The sequence below is a fragment of the Xenorhabdus sp. PB30.3 genome (genome assembly GCF_963895965.1).
GTDB lineage: Bacteria > Pseudomonadota > Gammaproteobacteria > Enterobacterales > Enterobacteriaceae > Xenorhabdus > Xenorhabdus stockiae.
Map to the genome: position 1 here is coordinate 1 of NZ_CAWQMW010000147.1, position 16,692 is coordinate 16,692.

Consider the following 16,692-nt stretch of genomic DNA (forward strand, 5'->3'; position numbering starts at 1 on the left):
ATCTTATATTTTAAAATTTAGTACACTTTTGTATATTTTCAATATTAAATTATTCCATTTTTATACTTTAATAAGTTGAAATTAATTTAATGCATTGAATTTAATTAACAAAAGAGATTACATCATTTCTGATGTAATCTCTTAAAGCCTTACTCCACCAGACTATAATGAGTAAGTGAGTAACTAACTATCAGGCGAAATTTTCTGCCACAAAACGGAAAATTGCCGATCATCCGCCAGACATTGCCCCTCTTTCGTTACAAAAACATTCAGGGCGGCAATAAGTTTGTCATCATAATAGAGTAACGGTGTCCTTTCCCTGAGCCAGGGAGCAATACCAAACTCCTGCCATAATTTTTTGCTATGGCGGGAATGTTGCCGCCCGACGATGCTGATATTTGCCTGAATGCCAAAGCGGATCGTAACCCGTTCATCATTCCTCGGTGACCTGATATTAACTGCCACTTTCTTATCATCTTCAGAAAGGAAAAGTACTCCCAGCCCATCAGGTAATTGCAGCTCCTGCTCAGTATCCCATCTCATAACAACACCAGTGAGCGACTGGTACTGAGGAACCAACCATAAATGCTGACGATAACGACGGATATCAAGCTGACCCAATCTGAAACTCGGCTCCGCATCCTGCCGGGAAAGAGCCACTTCTGACCAAATTCGCTGCAACTGCTCACGTGACGGCATTTTCACTCCGTACCGGCTGAGCCATCGACGCAATAGTGCATTACGTTTCGCTTCAGAAAATGTCTCCAGTGGCAGAATAGACATTGATCCTTCCGGGGTTATCAGTGCATTTAACGATTCCTCAAGCAACTCATCCAGCAATTGCTCCTGCTCTCCACATAAATCAGCACTACGGGAAACAGCCTGAGAAAAGTGTGGCCAACGCCGATTGAGTAACGGCATGATATTCAAACGCAGGAAATTGCGATCATAACGATCATCCTGATTGCTATCATCTTCAACCCATTTCAGGCTGTGTTCCTGCGCGTAGAGTTCTAATTCTGCCCGGCTAATATTCAGCAATGGGCGAATTAATGTTGTCTCAGCAAACGGCATAACAGTAGGCATAGAAGATAACCCAGCCGGACCACTTCCCCGCTTTAATGCCAGCAAAAATGTTTCAGCCTGATCGTCAAGATGCTGTGCTGTTAACAGAATTTCCCCTTGCCGCAGTTCATGTTTAAAAGCCTGATAGCGGGCATCACGGGCGGCGGCTTCAATACCTTTTTTACGGCTATCCAAACACACTTTTTCAACACAAAAATCAACCTGCCAATCTGCACAAATCTGACGACAGTGAGCAACCCATTCATCTGCTTTGATGTTTAGACCATGATGAATATGAATTGCCCTTAATGTGAATGCGTTCTGTTTATCACTGCATGATTGCAAAGCGTGTTGACGCAGATGTGCCAGCAAATGCAACAGAACGGTGGAATCTAATCCACCGCTAAACCCGACTAAAAATTTTTTATGTGCCCCTATCTGATCAGCTAATTTCAGCATCAGAGGCTCATAGATATTATTCATTGTGGATAAACTCTTTTTTCAGACCGAAAAATCAGTCCTCAATTAAATCGTCCGGCAGTTTATTTTGTGTATCAGCTTTATTTTTTGCACTGATGCAAAGTATTCCGGATATGATCACAAGCACTAATCCTACTACGTAGGCCGGAACAAATTCATCACCAAAGAACAAAATCAGCCACATCATCGACAATATCGGTGATAAAAATAATATGGACGCTATTTTTGGTGAATCAGGGCTGTTCATGGCCTTGAACCAGATAATATAGGATATTCCATTTAATATGATTCCATTCAGCACTGTTGGCATCAGTGAATCTCCCACAGGCCAGATGAATTTACTGAATGCTAATAAGAAGATAAGAGAAACGACAGTTGAGTTAATGAATACCCAAAACGTACTGATATAAGGGTCAATGGCAAATTGTTTTGATAAAACAGACAACAGAGCAAAACAGAATGCTCCGCTAAAGACCAGAAGCAGGGCTTGCGGATGCTGCACGGAAATTTCGGTAATATTCCCCTGAGTAAAGGTAATCACAACTGCGATGAAGCCAATCGCCATGCCTATCATCTGCTTAATGGACAATTTTTCTTTAAACAGGAAAAACGATAACCCGATTATCATCAACGGCCAGCTATATTGAATAACTAAAACAGCAACACCGTTTTCGATGGAATAACCATAATACAGCAGCAGATAAAAAAAACAGTCCAGAGCACCTAATATGAACACCTTAATCATGACAGGGAAAGGAACAAATATAAGATCCTTCCAGTTTCTTCCCATCATCACTGCAACCAAAAAAACCGCCAGCACAGACAGCACATTTGACCAGAATAAAAATTGGAAATGGTCCATCTCTTTCTGACCAAAGCGCGATATAGAAGGGATAAAACTCCAGATAAACACACAGGAAAACGCATAAATAATATATTTATATTTAGCCATAGCAAAACCCGGTTTGTTATTTTTTAAGTGCTGCAATAGATATAGTTTTACTGATTTTTTCCCATACTCAATAAAATAGGCGGAAATAATGGAGAGTTATTATTCTCCAATACTTCCACCTGCGACAAAATGGTCAAAAGACGAGGGATATTAGCAGTAACCGTACTGCATCAGACGCTCATAACGGCGGTTAACCAACTCTTCACTGTTCAGTTCGCTCAGCTCAGCAAGGTCTGCCAACAATTGGGTTTTCAGTGATTCTGCAATCATATCGTAGTTGCGATGTGCGCCCCCCAATGGTTCAGGGATCACGGTATCGATCAGGTTCAGCTCTTTCAGGCGGGGAGCGGTATTTCCCATCGCTTCTGCTGCCAGAGGCGCTTTTTCTGCGCTTTTCCACAAGATAGACGCACAACCTTCCGGAGATATGGTAGAAAAAGTACTGTATTGCAACATATTCACTTTATCACCGACACTCAGTGCCAGAGCACCACCGGAACCACCTTCACCAATAACAGTACAGATAACCGGCACAGACAGACGGGACATTTCACGCAGGTTACGGGCTATGGCTTCCGACTGACCTCGTTCCTCAGCACCCACTCCAGGGTATGCGCCCGGGGTATCAATAAAAGTAATAATCGGCAGTTTGAAGCGCTCAGCCATTTCCATCAGGCGCAAAGCCTTGCGATAACCTTCCGGCGATGGCATACCAAAGTTACGACGGATTTTTTCTTTTGTTTCACGGCCTTTCTGATGCCCGATAACCATGACCGGACGGCCTTCAATACGCGCCAGACCACCGACGATAGCCTTATCATCTGCATAGGCACGATCACCCGCCAGCTCTTCAAAGTCAGTGAAAATGCGCTGAATATAATCCAGCGTATAGGGACGGAGAGGATGACGTGACAGTTGGGAAATCTGCCATGCTCCCAAATCAGAGAATATTTTGCGAGTCAGTTCGACACTTTTTTCCCGCAGACGCTGGACTTCTTCGTCCAGATTGATATCTAGCTTTTCATCTTGACGGCTAACCGCAGTGAGCGAATCGATTTTCGCTTCCAACTCAGCAATCGGCTGTTCAAAATCCAGAAAATTCAGACTCATAACGTTCCTATTTTAGTCAAATTCTAATTCTACCTGCTCGCTACCCAGCAGAGTTCGCAGATCTGTCAAAAGGGTATCCGTTGGAGTTACCCGCCATGTTGCCCCGAATCGTAAACGGGCACGGGCATCTACCCGCTGGTAATACAGATGAACCGGTATCGTGCCTGAACGATGTGGCTCCAGTGCACCACGGAGACGGTTCAATAATTGTTCATCAATTTGCCTGTCTGATAACGAGATAGCAAGCCCGCGTGCAAATTTTTCACGCGCCTCACTGATATCCATTAATTCTCGCGCTGTCATTTTAAGCCCACCGCTAAAGTCATCAAAGCTGACTTGTCCGGTTGCGATTAAAATTTTGTCCTGCTCTAACAAATGTTGATATCTTTCCAGAGCATCGGAGAACAACATAATTTCCAGCCGTCCTGAACGATCGTCCAATGTGCAGATACCAATCCGATTACCTCGTTTAGTCGTCACAATTTTGGATGCCAGTACCAAACCTACTACAGTAGTAACCTGACCACGGGGTGTTGGATTCACATCCTTTAGACGTAACCCATTCGTATATCGTTCAATTTCTTTTAAATAACCGGTGATCGGGTGGCCTGTCAGATATAATCCCAGCGTCTCGCGTTCGCCATCCAATACCACTTGATCCGGCCATTTAGGTGTACTGGCATATGAGCGCTCAACCTGTTCTGGCTCCTCAGCCAGTACCCCAAACATATCAGCCTGCCCAGTAGCTTCTGCTTTAGCATGTTGATCCGCCGCTTTCAGAGCATCTTCCAGCGAAGACATCAAAGCAGCACGATGTGGCCCCAGCCTGTCGAATGACCCTGACATAATCAGCTTCTCCATCACACGACGGTTCAGCTTTTTAGTATCAACACGGGCACACAGATCGAACAGTTCTTTAAAATGCCCGCCTTTCTGGCGTGCTTCGATAATGGCTTCAATCGGCCCTTCACCGACGCCTTTGATTGCGCCAATACCATAAACAATTTCGCCTTCATCATTGACATGGAAATGGTATAACCCGCTATTGATATCCGGTGGCAGGACTTTCAGCCCCATGCGCCAGCACTCATCCACCAGACCAACCACTTTCTCTGTATTATCCATATCCGCTGTCATTACCGCAGCCATAAATTCTGCCGGATAATGCGCTTTTAACCATAATGTCTGGTAAGAAACCAGCGCGTAAGCAGCGGAGTGAGATTTATTGAAGCCATAACCTGCGAATTTCTCCACCAGATCGAAGATCTTCATCGAAAGTTCGCCATCAACTCCCTGACTTATCGCCCCTTCTTCAAAGACTGAGCGCTGCTTAGCCATCTCCTCCGGTTTTTTCTTACCCATCGCACGACGGAGCATATCTGCCCCGCCAAGCGTGTAACCTGCCAGAACCTGTGCAATCTGCATGACCTGTTCCTGATACAGGATGATGCCGTAAGTTGGCTCCAGTACAGGTTTCAGCGTTTCATGCTGCCATTCAACATCCGGATAGGAAATCTCTTCCCGTCCGTGTTTACGGTCGATAAAGTTATCCACCATTCCCGATTGCAAAGGCCCCGGGCGGAACAATGCCACCAGTGCGATCATATCTTCAAAACAGTCAGGACGCAGACGCTTGATCAAATCCTTCATGCCACGGGATTCAAGCTGGAATACAGCGGTCGTTTCGGAGCGTTGCAGCATATCGAAACTTTTCTGATCATCCAGTGGAATGGCGGCAATATCTATCGGTTCCAGATTTTTTCCGACACGGCGGGCATTAACCATCTCAAGTGCCCAGTTGATGATGGTCAGGGTTCTCAGGCCAAGAAAGTCAAACTTCACCAGCCCGGCGTATTCCACATCATTTTTGTCGAACTGAGTAACCGGGTTCAATCCTTCCGGATCGCAATATATAGGAGCAAAATCAGTGATCTTAGTCGGAGCGATAACCACTCCACCAGCATGTTTACCCGCGTTACGAGTGACACCTTCCAGTTTCCGCGCCATATCTATCAGCGCTTTAACCTCTTCATCCGCTTCGTAAATTTCAGGTAGCTGAGGCTCTGCGACAAACGCTTTTTCCAGTGTCATTCCCGGATCGGGAGGAACCAGCTTAGATATCCGATCAACAAAGCCATAAGGATGCCCGAGCACTCGCCCAACATCACGAATGACCGCTTTTGCTGCCATCGTACCAAAGGTAATGATCTGTGATACCGCATCGCGTCCGTATATATCAGCAACATGGTCAATCACCTGATCACGTTTTTCCATACAGAAATCGATGTCAAAGTCAGGCATGGAGACACGTTCGGGATTCAGGAAACGTTCGAACAGTAGGTCAAATTCCAGTGGATCTAGATCAGTGATTTTCAGCGCATAAGCGACAAGAGAACCCGCACCGGAGCCACGCCCCGGGCCTACCGGCACGCCGTTATCCTTCGACCACTGGATAAACTCCATCACGATCAGAAAGTAACCGGGAAAACCCATCTGGTTGATAACTTTTAACTCAATATCCAGACGTTCATCATATTCCAGCCGCTTTTCGGCTCTGACTGCCGGATCCGGATAGAGGAATTCCAGACGTTCTTCTAAGCCCTGTTTTGATTTTTCGACCAGATAGTCTTCGGTACTCATATCCCCTGTCGGGAATTTAGGCAGGAAATATTCGCCAAGCCGAATCGTGACATTACAGCGTTTTGCAATTTCTACGCTATTTGCCAATGCCTCAGGGATGTCTGAAAAAAGCTCACACATCTCCTGCTCACTGCGCAAATATTGCTGTGGGCTGTAATTTTTCGGACGTTTAGGATCGGAAAGTGTATAGCCGTCATGAATAGCAACACGAATTTCATGGGCGTCAAAATCACCGCTTTCCAGAAAACAGACATCATTGGTCGCCACAACCGGCAGATTTTTTTCTGCTGCCAGCTCAACCGCAGCGTGCAGGTAAGATTCTTCATCCTGACGCCCGGTGCGAATAAGTTCCAGATAGTAACTATCCGGGAAATGTTCCTGATAAAAATCCAGACACTGATCGACTAACACGCGGTTACCACGCAGCAAAAACTTGCCGACATCCCCCATGCGTCCGCCTGACAGCAATATCAACCCCGCCTTGTGTTTAGCCAGCCATTCTTGCCTGATAGTCGGACCGAGCGCGCCATAGCCTTTCTGATAAGCTTCAGAAATCAGTAAAGTCAGGTTTTGATAACCTTCATTATTACGGGCCAGAACGGTCAGATGAGCATACTCATCACCCAACTGTTCACTTTCCATATAGAAATCGGCCCCAATGATGGGTTTGACTCCTGAACTATGGGCACTGCCATAAAATTTAACAAGGCCACACAGATTGGTAAAATCAGTGATTGCAAAAGCAGGCATCCCCAATCCGGCGACTTTTTTTATCAGTGAGCCGGTTTTGGCTAAGCCATCAATCATTGAATAATCGCTGTGAACACGTAAGTGTACGAAACGTGGTTCTGTCATAGTCTGTCCAGATACTTATTCCAGATTTTTATCCAATAGCCAGCGCGCGTTTAACTGGCGCAAAGCTTTTACGATGGTGTTCCGTCGCACCCAACAAAGACAGCTTTTCCAAATGCAGGGCGGTAGGATAACCTTTATGCTTTGCAAAACCATATTCAGGGAAATGTTTATCCAGCTCGGCCATTTCTCTGTCCCGCGTCACTTTAGCCAGAATGGAAGCGGCACTGATCTCTGCAACCAGACTATCTCCCTTAACGACTGCCTGCGCTGACATTGACAATACCGGGCAACGGTTTCCGTCTATCAGGACATAATCTGGCTGAATTGCTAAGCCTTCAACAGCCCGCTGCATTGCAAGCATGGTGGCATGGAGAATATTGATACGGTCAATCTCTTCCGGTTCAGCGCGTCCAAGGCTCCAGCACAACGCTTTTTCTGTGATCTCCAGATAAAGCGCCTCTCGACGTTTTTCTGTCAGTTTTTTCGAATCCATCAAGCCCGTAATCGGTCTGGCCGGATCAAGAATAACTGCCGCAGTCACCACGGCCCCCACCAGCGGGCCACGCCCGACTTCATCAACACCGGCAATCAGATTCGCCTGCGGATAAACAAAATTCATTATTTTCTCGCTAATTCCAGTACCGCTTGTGCCGCCTGTTCATCGGCATCACAGCGAATACTTTCATGCAAATGCAGGAAGGTTTCTTTCAACGCTTCCACCTCAACACCACCACGTAACAACGGCAATAATGCCTCCAATAGTGCCTGAGGCTCACATTCATCCTGTAGTAACTCTTTGACTAATTCTTTACCTGCCAGCAAATTAGGCAGGGAAACATAGGGGGTTTTTACCAGACGTTTTGCCAGCCAGAATGTAAAAGGCTTCATTCTATAACCCACCACCATCGGGCATTTAGCCAGCATACATTCCAGTGCTGCTGTACCGGATGCCAATAAAGTTGCATCACTGGCAATCATAGCTGCACGAGCCTGACCATCTAATATGTGAATGGATAAATCCGGTGCAACTTCATTTTTGATACGCTCGAACTGCTCACGCCGTTTGGCATTTACCAATGGAACCAATACATGCAGATCAGGAAGTTCATTCCTGAGTAACTGCACGGTTCTCAAAAAGTCGGCGCTGAGCATTTCTACTTCAGCGTGGCGGCTGCCCGGCAGGATAGCCAGACAATGGGCATTTGCCGGAATATCTAAACCTTTTCTGGCGGCTATTTTGTCTGTTTGCAACGGCATGGCATCAGCCATTGTATGCCCAATAAACTGGCATGGCACATTAAACCGATCATAAAACGCTTTTTCAAAGGGTAGAAATGCCAGTACCAGATCTGTTGCGCGGCCGATTTTAAACACCCGCTTCTGGCGCCATGCCCATACCGATGGGCTGACATAATGAATCGTCCGGATCCCCTGCTGTTTCAGGCGGCCTTCTAAAGTAATGTTGAAATCTGGCGCATCAATACCAACAAAAACATCCGGTTTCAACTCTGTAAAACGAGTTGTTAAATCTTTGCGGATTTTCAGTAAACGCGGCAAACGCCCCAAAACTTCAACGATCCCCATGACCGCCAGTTCTTCCATCTCATACCAGGCTTCACAACCTTCGGCCTGCATAAGAGGACCTGCGACACCCACAAAGCGGGCGTCAGGAATTTTAGCTTTCAATGCACGGATCAGCCCCGCCCCCAGGATATCACCGGAAGTTTCTCCGGCGACTAAGCCAATTGTCAGTGGGCGCTGATGGTTAACAGAAGAAATGGTAGTCAAAGGAACACCCTTTATCTACTTAGCGAATAATGCCGCGACTGGATTTTACTGAATTCGCCAGAAAATCACTGAATAATTTCACGTGTGGATTGTTTTCGGCCTGAGTTTCGATCTCGTTTCTGGCTTCTTCCAACGTTTTTCCACTGCGATAAAGTGCTTTATAAGCATTACGAATAGCGTGCAACGACTCTTTATCAAACCCACGACGTTTCAGGCCTTCAATATTCAAACCGAAAGGTGTGGCATGATTCCCCTGCGCAATAACATAGGGAGGTATATCCTGAGCAACTCCGGAACAACCGCCGACCATAACATGGGAGCCAATCTGGCAGAACTGATGAACAGCTGTCATACCACCGATGATCACGTAATCACCTAAAATGACATGCCCGCCCAAAGTACCATTATTGGCAATGATGCAGCGATCACCCACAATACAGTCATGGGCAATGTGAGCATTAATCATCAGCAAGTTATCACTGCCGACTTTAGTTAATCCACCACCCTGAACAGTACCACGATGAATGGAGACACTTTCGCGAATACGGTTACGATCCCCGATCTCAACACGAGTCGGTTCACCCTGATATTTGAGATCCTGATTGACCTCACCAATTGAAGCAAATTGATAAATTTGGTTATCTCGACCAATTTTGGTTATCCCGTTGATCACAACGTGGGATTTCAATTCAGTCCCTTCACCAATTTCTACTTGCGAACCGATATAACAAAATGGGCCAATACGAACATTGGCACCAATAACAGCTCCTTCTTCAATAATTGAAGAAGGATGAATAACAGCGGTCTGATCAATCATGCATTAAGCCTCACGGCGGCGGGCACACATCATTTCAGCTTCGCAAGCCACTTCTCCATCGACTTTCGCTACACCTCTGAAACGCGCAACACCACGGCGTTCTTTAATAAACTCTACTTCCATAATCATTTGATCACCTGGCAGAACCGGACGCTTAAAACGTGCGCCATCAATAGCTGCAAAGTAATACAATTCTCCCGGCTCCAGCGTACCAACAGTTTTGAATGCCAGAATTCCTGTCGCCTGAGCCATTGCTTCAAGGATCAGAACGCCGGGGAAAATAGGTTTACCCGGGAAATGCCCCTGAAAAAATGGTTCATTAACCGTTACATTTTTAACTGCTCGCAGAAACTTGCCTTTTTCGAAATCCAGAACTCGGTCTACCAGTAAAAATGGGTAGCGATGTGGCAGTAATTTCAAAATTTCTTCAATTTGCAGAGTATGATTATCACTCATCTAAATACTCTTCCTGTCTATATCCAATCGTAGTATTAAAAAATATGCACTATACAATACACTTCGTCTTTCAAGTTGCTTCTTTGTTGGCTACGCATCTTGAAATCCATCGTGTATAAAACTAATGCAGTATAAAAAAAGCACTAATGACACGGCCTGCGTTAACCCCGGTGGAGTTATCAGACAGGCCGTAAAAATAAAAACTTAACCAACAAAATGTTTGTATGATTACTTGTTGTCACCTTCAAGCTTGCGTTCAACAGATTTCAACCGCTTATTCATTTCGTTGATATTCATTACCAAAGCAGCTGTCTTACGCCAGACTTTGTTCTGTTGTAGCGGGATACCCGATGAGTATACACCAGGTTCGGTGATTGGGCGCATTACCATGCTCATGCCAGTCACAGTTACTTTATCACAGATTTCCATATGTCCGTTGATAACACTGGCCCCACCAATCATACAATAACGACCGACTTTCAGGCTGCCTGCCATAATGACGCCACCCGCTATTGCCGTGTTATCACCAATGATAACGTTGTGAGCAATCTGGCACTGGTTATCAATGATAACACCATTACCGATGATAGTGTTATCCAGAGCACCACGATCGATAGTCGTACATGCGCCTATTTCAACGCGATCACCAATAATGACCGTGCCTAACTGCGGGATTTTAATCCAGTTACCGCGATCATTCGCATAGCCAAAACCATCAGAGCCTATCACAGCACCTGACTGAATGAGACACTGCTCACCCATTTCGACGTTATGGTATACCGAAACATTGGCCCAAAGACGGCTTCCTGTACCAATGCGGGTATTTTTACCAACAAAACAGCCAGCACCAATGATGACATTATCACCCAGTACAACACCAGATTCGATGACAGCATTTGCTCCGATTGCAACATTTCTTCCCAATGTCGCTTCTGGAGAAATCACTGCTGACGAGTGGATATCCTGCGCTGGCTGTGGCGTTATATCCATAATTTGCGCCATACGCGCATAAGCCAGATAAGGGTTATCAACTACCAGTGCAGCAACTTTACAATGAGGAAGATCGGCTTCGCTCAACACAATTGCCGCAGCCTGACACTCTGCAAGTTTATCGGTATAACGACTATCTGATAAAAATGTAATTTGTTCGCTGTTTGCTGAATACATAGGAGCAATACCAGTGATGACGATATCGCCATCACCATGTAATTGCGCATTCAACTGCTGAGCAAGATCAGCCAATCGAATTGAAACCATTTAATTATTTAACCTGCTTCATGACGTCTGAGGTAATATCTTTACCGGATGCAGCATATACTACAGTACTTGCATCAAGAACAAGGTCATAACCTTCTTTACCGGCAACAACCTTAACTGCATCCTGAATGCGGTTGACGAGCTTATTGCGCTCTTCCATCTGACGGCGACGGCTATCGTTGTCAAGAGACTGTGCTTTCTTCGCAAACTCATCACGTTTAGCCATTACGTCTTTTTCCAGTTTTTCGCGGTCGCTCGCTTTCATTGTTGAGCCATCACGCTGCAATTTCTGGATGTTAGACTGCAAATCAGATTCCATACGTTGTAAATCGGAAACGCGGCCTTTGAATTCATTTTCCAATTGTTTTGCAACAGCCTCATGAGCAGGCAATTGTTGGAAAATTTCGGCAATATTCACAACAGCGATTTTGTCCGCTGCCTGAACACCGGCAGAAAACGCTAATGCAATACCAAGGCTTACTGCACACAGTACTTTCTTCACTATAAACTCCTTTGACCTACGCCATTTTACACGTTGGGATATTTATAATCGCCTTATCTAATAATAAGGCGATTTCCTACCAATAACGATTGGTTTTTTACCAGGTTCCACCGATGTTGAACTGGAATTGCTCTGTTCTATCCCCTTTGTAATCTTTGACTGGCTTCGCATAAGAGAAAGATAGAGGCCCCAATGGCGATAGCCATTGCAATGCGATACCAGTAGAAACACGTATTCTATTGGGTTTACCGTAATCAGGTAAATCAGGGTAATTTACCCCATCGTAACTGTTGCTCCAGCTGGTATCCCATACTGTTCCCGCATCTACAAACAGAGACGTTCGTACAGAATTAGCATATTTTGCATCCAGGAACGGGGTTGGCGTAATCAGCTCGAAGTTGGCAACTGCTATCGCATTACCACCCACTGCATCCTGGAATGAACCTCTTGAGTTAACCTTAGGCTGGCCTCCCGGGCCTTTTTCAAGGTAAACCGCTTTTGGCCCAATGTTGTTAGGACGGAAACCACGGACGCTATTAGAACCACCGGCATAAAAGTTCTCATAAAATGGCAGTTCCTTGCCACCAAATCCACCACCATAGCCCAATCGGGTACGTCCCATCATGACCCATGTGCGATCGTCATCAATAGGATAGTAGCCGGAAGAGTTCAGCGTAACTTTATAGAACTGGTTATCAGAGCCAGGCACCGTGACTTTTGTATCCAAACCGGCTTTAACACCTGATGTTGGGAAGAAAGCACGATCAAGGTTGTTATAGCTCCAACCCACTGTCATTGTTACGTCATTTGCATCAAACCTGATTTTATCCGTGAAATCCGGTTTTTTATGCATTTTCTCCATATAGCGCCACATCGCTAACTGAGGACGTATGTTAGACAATGAGTTATGAACATAACCTAATCGGAAATATAATGAGTTATTTTCATTCAGAGGAACGCCAAGAGAGCCATCTGTACCGTATGATTTATTGGTATAATTAGAAAGCGAGGCATCATCCGCACGGAAATCACTATAGAATATCCGCCCGCCTAAACTGACCCCGTCAACAGTAAAATAAGGGTTAGTAAACGATAAGTCAGCCGATGTTGAATAATCATTCTTACTGGCACTGATCCCAACCGCATTACCTGTACCCAGCCAGTTATCCTGCTGAACGCCGACCTGAAAACTCATTCCGCTTTCAGTACCGTAGCCAACAGAAAAGTTCATGCTGCCTGTGTTACGTTCTTTAACTTTATAAATGACGTCAACCTGATCCGGGCTACCCGGCACACGTTCAGTGGCAACATCAACAGTTTCAAAATAACCCAGACGATTAAGGCGTTCTTTGCCATATTCAACTAAGTCACTACCCAGCCACGCCCCTTCCATCTGGCGCATTTCGCGACGCAATACCGAATCTTTACTGGTGGTATTACCAGAAAAACGAATATTACGTACATAAAAACGGTTACCGGCATCCACATTGATATGCAACTTCACCGTCTTATCGGCATCATTGATTTCAGGTTGTGTCATGACACGAGGATAAGCATAACCATAACGGCCAAGAAGCTGTTTGATTGCTGTTTCTATGTGGGTAACTTCTGTTCCGTTATACAGTGAACCCGGCTTAATAGTAGTCAGTTTTGTTATTTGAGCCTGATAGGCTGCCAGATTACCACTAACATCAACACCTGAGATTTTATATTGATCCCCTTCAGTGACGTTGATAGTAATATAAATCCCTTTTTTATCAGGCGTCAGATTCACCTGAGTCGAATCAATATTAAACCGCGCATAGCCTCTATCAAGGTAGAAACTACGCAATTTCTCAAGGTCACCTTCTAATTTCTGCTTCTGATATTTCTGATCAGCAGTCAGATTCCACCACGGAACATCATCCCTGAGTTGGAAACTATCGAGTAATTCACTCGTTGAGAAATCTTTATTGCCAACAATGTTAATTTGCTGAATTTTGGCAGAGACACCCTCAGAAAAAACAAGTTTCAAGTCAACCCGATTACGGGGAAGGGGTGTAACAACAGCCTTCACTGTAGCGTTGTATTTACCGACGCTATAGTAAAAATCTTCCAGCCCTTTTTCGATATTCGACAGCATGGTGCGGTCAAGGGCTTCACCAACACGAACGCGCGATGCTTCAAGATTACTCTTGAGCATGTCATCTTTCACGGCCTTGTTACCGGAGAAAGTAATACTGGCGATGGTTGGCCGTTCTTTTACCTGAACAACCAGTGAATTACCATCACGCAAGACACGAACATCTTCAAAGTTTCCAGTCGCGAACAGGGCATGAATCATACGACTGATATCTTCATCGCTGACTGTATCACCTACGCGAACTGGCATATTCAATAATGCTGCACCAACGGTGACACGTTGAAGACCCTCAAAATGAATGTCCTGAACTACGAATCCGTCTGAACCGTATGCAGTGGCGCTGCCGAACAGCAGCGACGCTATGAGCAACTTTTTCATCGCCATCGTTGTTATGCGTTTTCCTAACTGGTCCCCCACCTAAAAGCGGGAGAAATCATTGAAAAGTGCAAGCCCCATTAATAACACCAGCAATATAGCACCAATGCGATAACTGAAGTCTTGTACACGCTCGGAAACTGGCCCCCCCTTGATCTTCTCGATAGCAAGGAAAAGCAAGTGTCCACCATCTAGTACAGGTAACGGGAACAAGTTTATGATCCCAAGATTGACGCTGATTAGCGCCAAAAACATCAAATAATACACCAAGCCAGAATCCGCTGACACACCAGCACCCTTGGCTATAGAAATAGGGCCACTCAAATTATCAAGTTTCACATCCCCGACAATCAATTTGCCAATCATATTCACGGTCAGCTTGATCAATTGCCAGGTTTTCTCTCCAGCTTCATAAACGGAATAGAAAGGCCCATACTGCTGAACTGTTCTGTATTCATCAGCCAATGGAATAATTTTCAATTCAACTCCGGCAAAACCTTCTTCGCGCCCATCGGAAAGTTTCTTAGCCTCGGGTATCAATGACAGAGTCATCATACTGCCAGCTCTTGCAACATCAAGTTTCAGGGGAGTATTCGGATTCTTCCTGACATAAGATGCAAAAGAGTGCCAAATATCTACGTTCTGGCCATCGACTTTAACGATCCTGTCCCCGCTTTGTAAACCCGCTTTTTCCGCCGCTGAGCCGGGATAAATTTTCTCTATCTGAGAACTAGGGTACGGAATAACGGGCATAATGCCTAAAGACAGCAGGATGTCCTGCCGGGACGGATCAAAAGCCCAGTGCCGTAAATCCAGAGTCTTTTGAATGGATTCCGAAGAATCCTCCGGGGCCACATCCAGCGACACAGAAGATTCTCCGACTTTACTTATCAAAGCGAGCCTTACTGAATTCCAGTCAGGAGTTTCGATACCATCAACGGCTTTTAGTTCCATTCCGGGCAAAATATTTGCCTGGGCCGCAATCGAGTCAGGCTTAACATCCAGGATCACGGAACGAACGGAAGGTACGCCGATCACAAAAACCAGCCAGTAAGCAACAATAGCCAGAATAAAGTTTGCGATTGGCCCGGCACTGACAACTGCCGCTCTCTGTCCTATGGTTTTGTTATTGAACGCCATATGGCGGCGTTCAGGGGCGACGGTCTCAACTCTTTCATCGAGCATTTTGACATAGCCGCCCAAAGGAATAAGGGCAATAACGAATTCGGTTCCCTGTTTATCTGTACGACGCCAAAGCGCTTTACCAAACCCGATAGAAAAACGCTCAACGTAAATACCACACCGTCTGGCCACCCAAAAGTGACCAAATTCATGCACTGTAACAAGCACTCCCAATGCAACAATAAATGCAGCCAGATTCCAGAGAATATCCATTAATGTACCTTCAGAGACCAAATCCAGAAGAAACTAACATTACCAGCCCGGCAAAAACAGGTACTGCCGCCGTTAAACTGTCCACCCGGTCCATTACTCCGCCATGCCCCGGGATCAACTGGCTGCTATCTTTAATTCCCGATTCCCGTTTAAACATACTTTCGGTCAGATCACCAAAAACAGAGGCAATAACGACAACAGCTGAAATCAGCAACAAGTTTTCAGGCATCACTGGGACTGGAGCAAATTTACTGAACAACCAGGAAATCAGTGCCGCTGTCAGCAGCCCTCCGGCCAGCCCTTCGAGGGTTTTGCCCGGGGATACTTTAGGTGCCATTTTGTGTTTACCCAATGTGCGACCAAAAATATAAGCCCCTGAATCAGCGGCCCAAACCAGCAGCATCACATACAGCAGCCACCACGCACCATTGTAAGTATTATTTTCATACCCCTGAGTACGGAGAACCATCATTCCACAATAGAATGGCACAATCGTCAGAAAACCGAATAGCAGGCGCAATATAACGGAAGATTTCCAAATAGAAGCTGAAGCTGGATAAGCAACAACTAATACGACAGCGACAACCCACCAGAGCATTCCTACCCATAAAAGATACAGAATTTGAGGTTTCTCAGTCAGGTGAGTAAAGTCTGCCAAAGAATATTGTAAAGCAAGCAGCCCAGCAGCACACAATACTGCCAGTGCTATGCGTTTGGACTGTGTGAATAATCCGGCAAATTGCCCCCATTCCCATGCAGCGAGCGCTGAAACTGCAATGACAACCAGCCCGAACCCTGAAGGAGGAAGTAAAAACAGAGCTGCAACAACAAGGGGAATTAATATTAACGTAGTTAAAAGACGGTACTTCAGCAAGTTC

At 45.5% G+C, this 16,692-nt stretch carries 13 protein-coding genes; all 13 read right to left on the minus strand.

The features are described 5' to 3' along the window. Positions 1–183 precede the first annotated feature (183 nt). The 13 genes from tilS to cdsA all read right to left on the minus strand — a co-directional run bounded on the left by tilS (position 184) and on the right by cdsA (position 16,688). Positions 184–1,548, minus strand: a complete 1,365-nt coding sequence (tilS, locus tag AACX38_RS14050) for a tRNA lysidine(34) synthetase TilS (protein ID WP_228864648.1) — start codon at positions 1,546–1,548, stop codon at positions 184–186. A gap of 31 nt (positions 1,549–1,579) precedes the next feature. Next, positions 1,580–2,497, minus strand: a complete 918-nt coding sequence (locus tag AACX38_RS14055; RefSeq protein ID WP_228864650.1) for a DMT family transporter — start codon at positions 2,495–2,497, stop codon at positions 1,580–1,582. Between the two features lie 150 nt (positions 2,498–2,647). After that, positions 2,648–3,607 (minus strand): acetyl-CoA carboxylase carboxyl transferase subunit alpha, encoded by a 960-nt coding sequence (accA, locus tag AACX38_RS14060; RefSeq protein WP_228864653.1) that lies wholly within the window; start codon positions 3,605–3,607, stop codon positions 2,648–2,650. Positions 3,608–3,619: 12 nt separating this feature from the next. Next, a complete protein-coding gene (gene dnaE / locus AACX38_RS14065; RefSeq protein WP_228864654.1) occupies positions 3,620–7,102 on the minus strand; it encodes a DNA polymerase III subunit alpha in 3,483 nt (1,160 codons plus the stop codon). Positions 7,103–7,130: 28 nt separating this feature from the next. Then, positions 7,131–7,721 (minus strand): ribonuclease HII, encoded by a 591-nt coding sequence (gene rnhB / locus AACX38_RS14070; protein WP_228857736.1) that lies wholly within the window; start codon positions 7,719–7,721, stop codon positions 7,131–7,133. After that, entirely contained in the window at positions 7,721–8,905 is a 1,185-nt protein-coding gene (gene lpxB / locus AACX38_RS14075) for a lipid-A-disaccharide synthase (protein ID WP_370630637.1), read from the minus strand. Before lpxB ends, rnhB begins: the two co-directional genes overlap by 1 nt. 4 nt (positions 8,906–8,909) lie before the next feature. After that, entirely contained in the window at positions 8,910–9,707 is a 798-nt protein-coding gene (lpxA, locus tag AACX38_RS14080) for an acyl-ACP--UDP-N-acetylglucosamine O-acyltransferase (RefSeq protein WP_099120170.1), read from the minus strand. A gap of 3 nt (positions 9,708–9,710) precedes the next feature. Continuing rightward, positions 9,711–10,163 (minus strand): 3-hydroxyacyl-ACP dehydratase FabZ, encoded by a 453-nt coding sequence (gene fabZ, locus AACX38_RS14085; protein ID WP_099108905.1) that lies wholly within the window; start codon positions 10,161–10,163, stop codon positions 9,711–9,713. Between the two features lie 228 nt (positions 10,164–10,391). Further along, complete coding sequence (gene lpxD, locus AACX38_RS14090) at positions 10,392–11,420, minus strand: UDP-3-O-(3-hydroxymyristoyl)glucosamine N-acyltransferase (RefSeq protein WP_099120169.1); 1,029 nt, start codon at positions 11,418–11,420, stop codon at positions 10,392–10,394. A gap of 4 nt (positions 11,421–11,424) precedes the next feature. Then, entirely contained in the window at positions 11,425–11,922 is a 498-nt protein-coding gene (skp, locus tag AACX38_RS14095) for a molecular chaperone Skp (protein WP_099120168.1), read from the minus strand. A gap of 97 nt (positions 11,923–12,019) precedes the next feature. After that, complete coding sequence (bamA, locus tag AACX38_RS14100; protein ID WP_228864657.1) at positions 12,020–14,428, minus strand: outer membrane protein assembly factor BamA; 2,409 nt, start codon at positions 14,426–14,428, stop codon at positions 12,020–12,022. Positions 14,429–14,461: 33 nt separating this feature from the next. Further along, positions 14,462–15,814 carry a sigma E protease regulator RseP gene (gene rseP / locus AACX38_RS14105; protein ID WP_099108909.1) on the minus strand — a complete coding sequence of 451 codons (1,353 nt, stop codon included), beginning with the start codon at positions 15,812–15,814 and terminating at the stop codon, positions 14,462–14,464. Between the two features lie 10 nt (positions 15,815–15,824). Further along, positions 15,825–16,688 (minus strand): phosphatidate cytidylyltransferase, encoded by an 864-nt coding sequence (gene cdsA, locus AACX38_RS14110; RefSeq protein WP_228864659.1) that lies wholly within the window; start codon positions 16,686–16,688, stop codon positions 15,825–15,827. Between the last annotated feature and the right edge of the window lie 4 nt (positions 16,689–16,692).

Coding starts and splice junctions, on each gene's coding strand:
- bamA (WP_228864657.1), bottom strand. CDS start 14,428: ATGGCGATGAAAAAGTTGCTCATAGCGTCGCTGCTGTTCGGCAGCGCC.
- rseP (WP_099108909.1), bottom strand. CDS start 15,814: ATGGATATTCTCTGGAATCTGGCTGCATTTATTGTTGCATTGGGAGTG.
- fabZ (WP_099108905.1), bottom strand. CDS start 10,163: ATGAGTGATAATCATACTCTGCAAATTGAAGAAATTTTGAAATTACTG.
- lpxD (WP_099120169.1), bottom strand. CDS start 11,420: ATGGTTTCAATTCGATTGGCTGATCTTGCTCAGCAGTTGAATGCGCAA.
- AACX38_RS14055 (WP_228864650.1), bottom strand. CDS start 2,497: ATGGCTAAATATAAATATATTATTTATGCGTTTTCCTGTGTGTTTATC.
- lpxA (WP_099120170.1), bottom strand. CDS start 9,707: ATGATTGATCAGACCGCTGTTATTCATCCTTCTTCAATTATTGAAGAA.
- rnhB (WP_228857736.1), bottom strand. CDS start 7,721: ATGAATTTTGTTTATCCGCAGGCGAATCTGATTGCCGGTGTTGATGAA.
- dnaE (WP_228864654.1), bottom strand. CDS start 7,102: ATGACAGAACCACGTTTCGTACACTTACGTGTTCACAGCGATTATTCA.
- accA (WP_228864653.1), bottom strand. CDS start 3,607: ATGAGTCTGAATTTTCTGGATTTTGAACAGCCGATTGCTGAGTTGGAA.
- tilS (WP_228864648.1), bottom strand. CDS start 1,548: ATGAATAATATCTATGAGCCTCTGATGCTGAAATTAGCTGATCAGATA.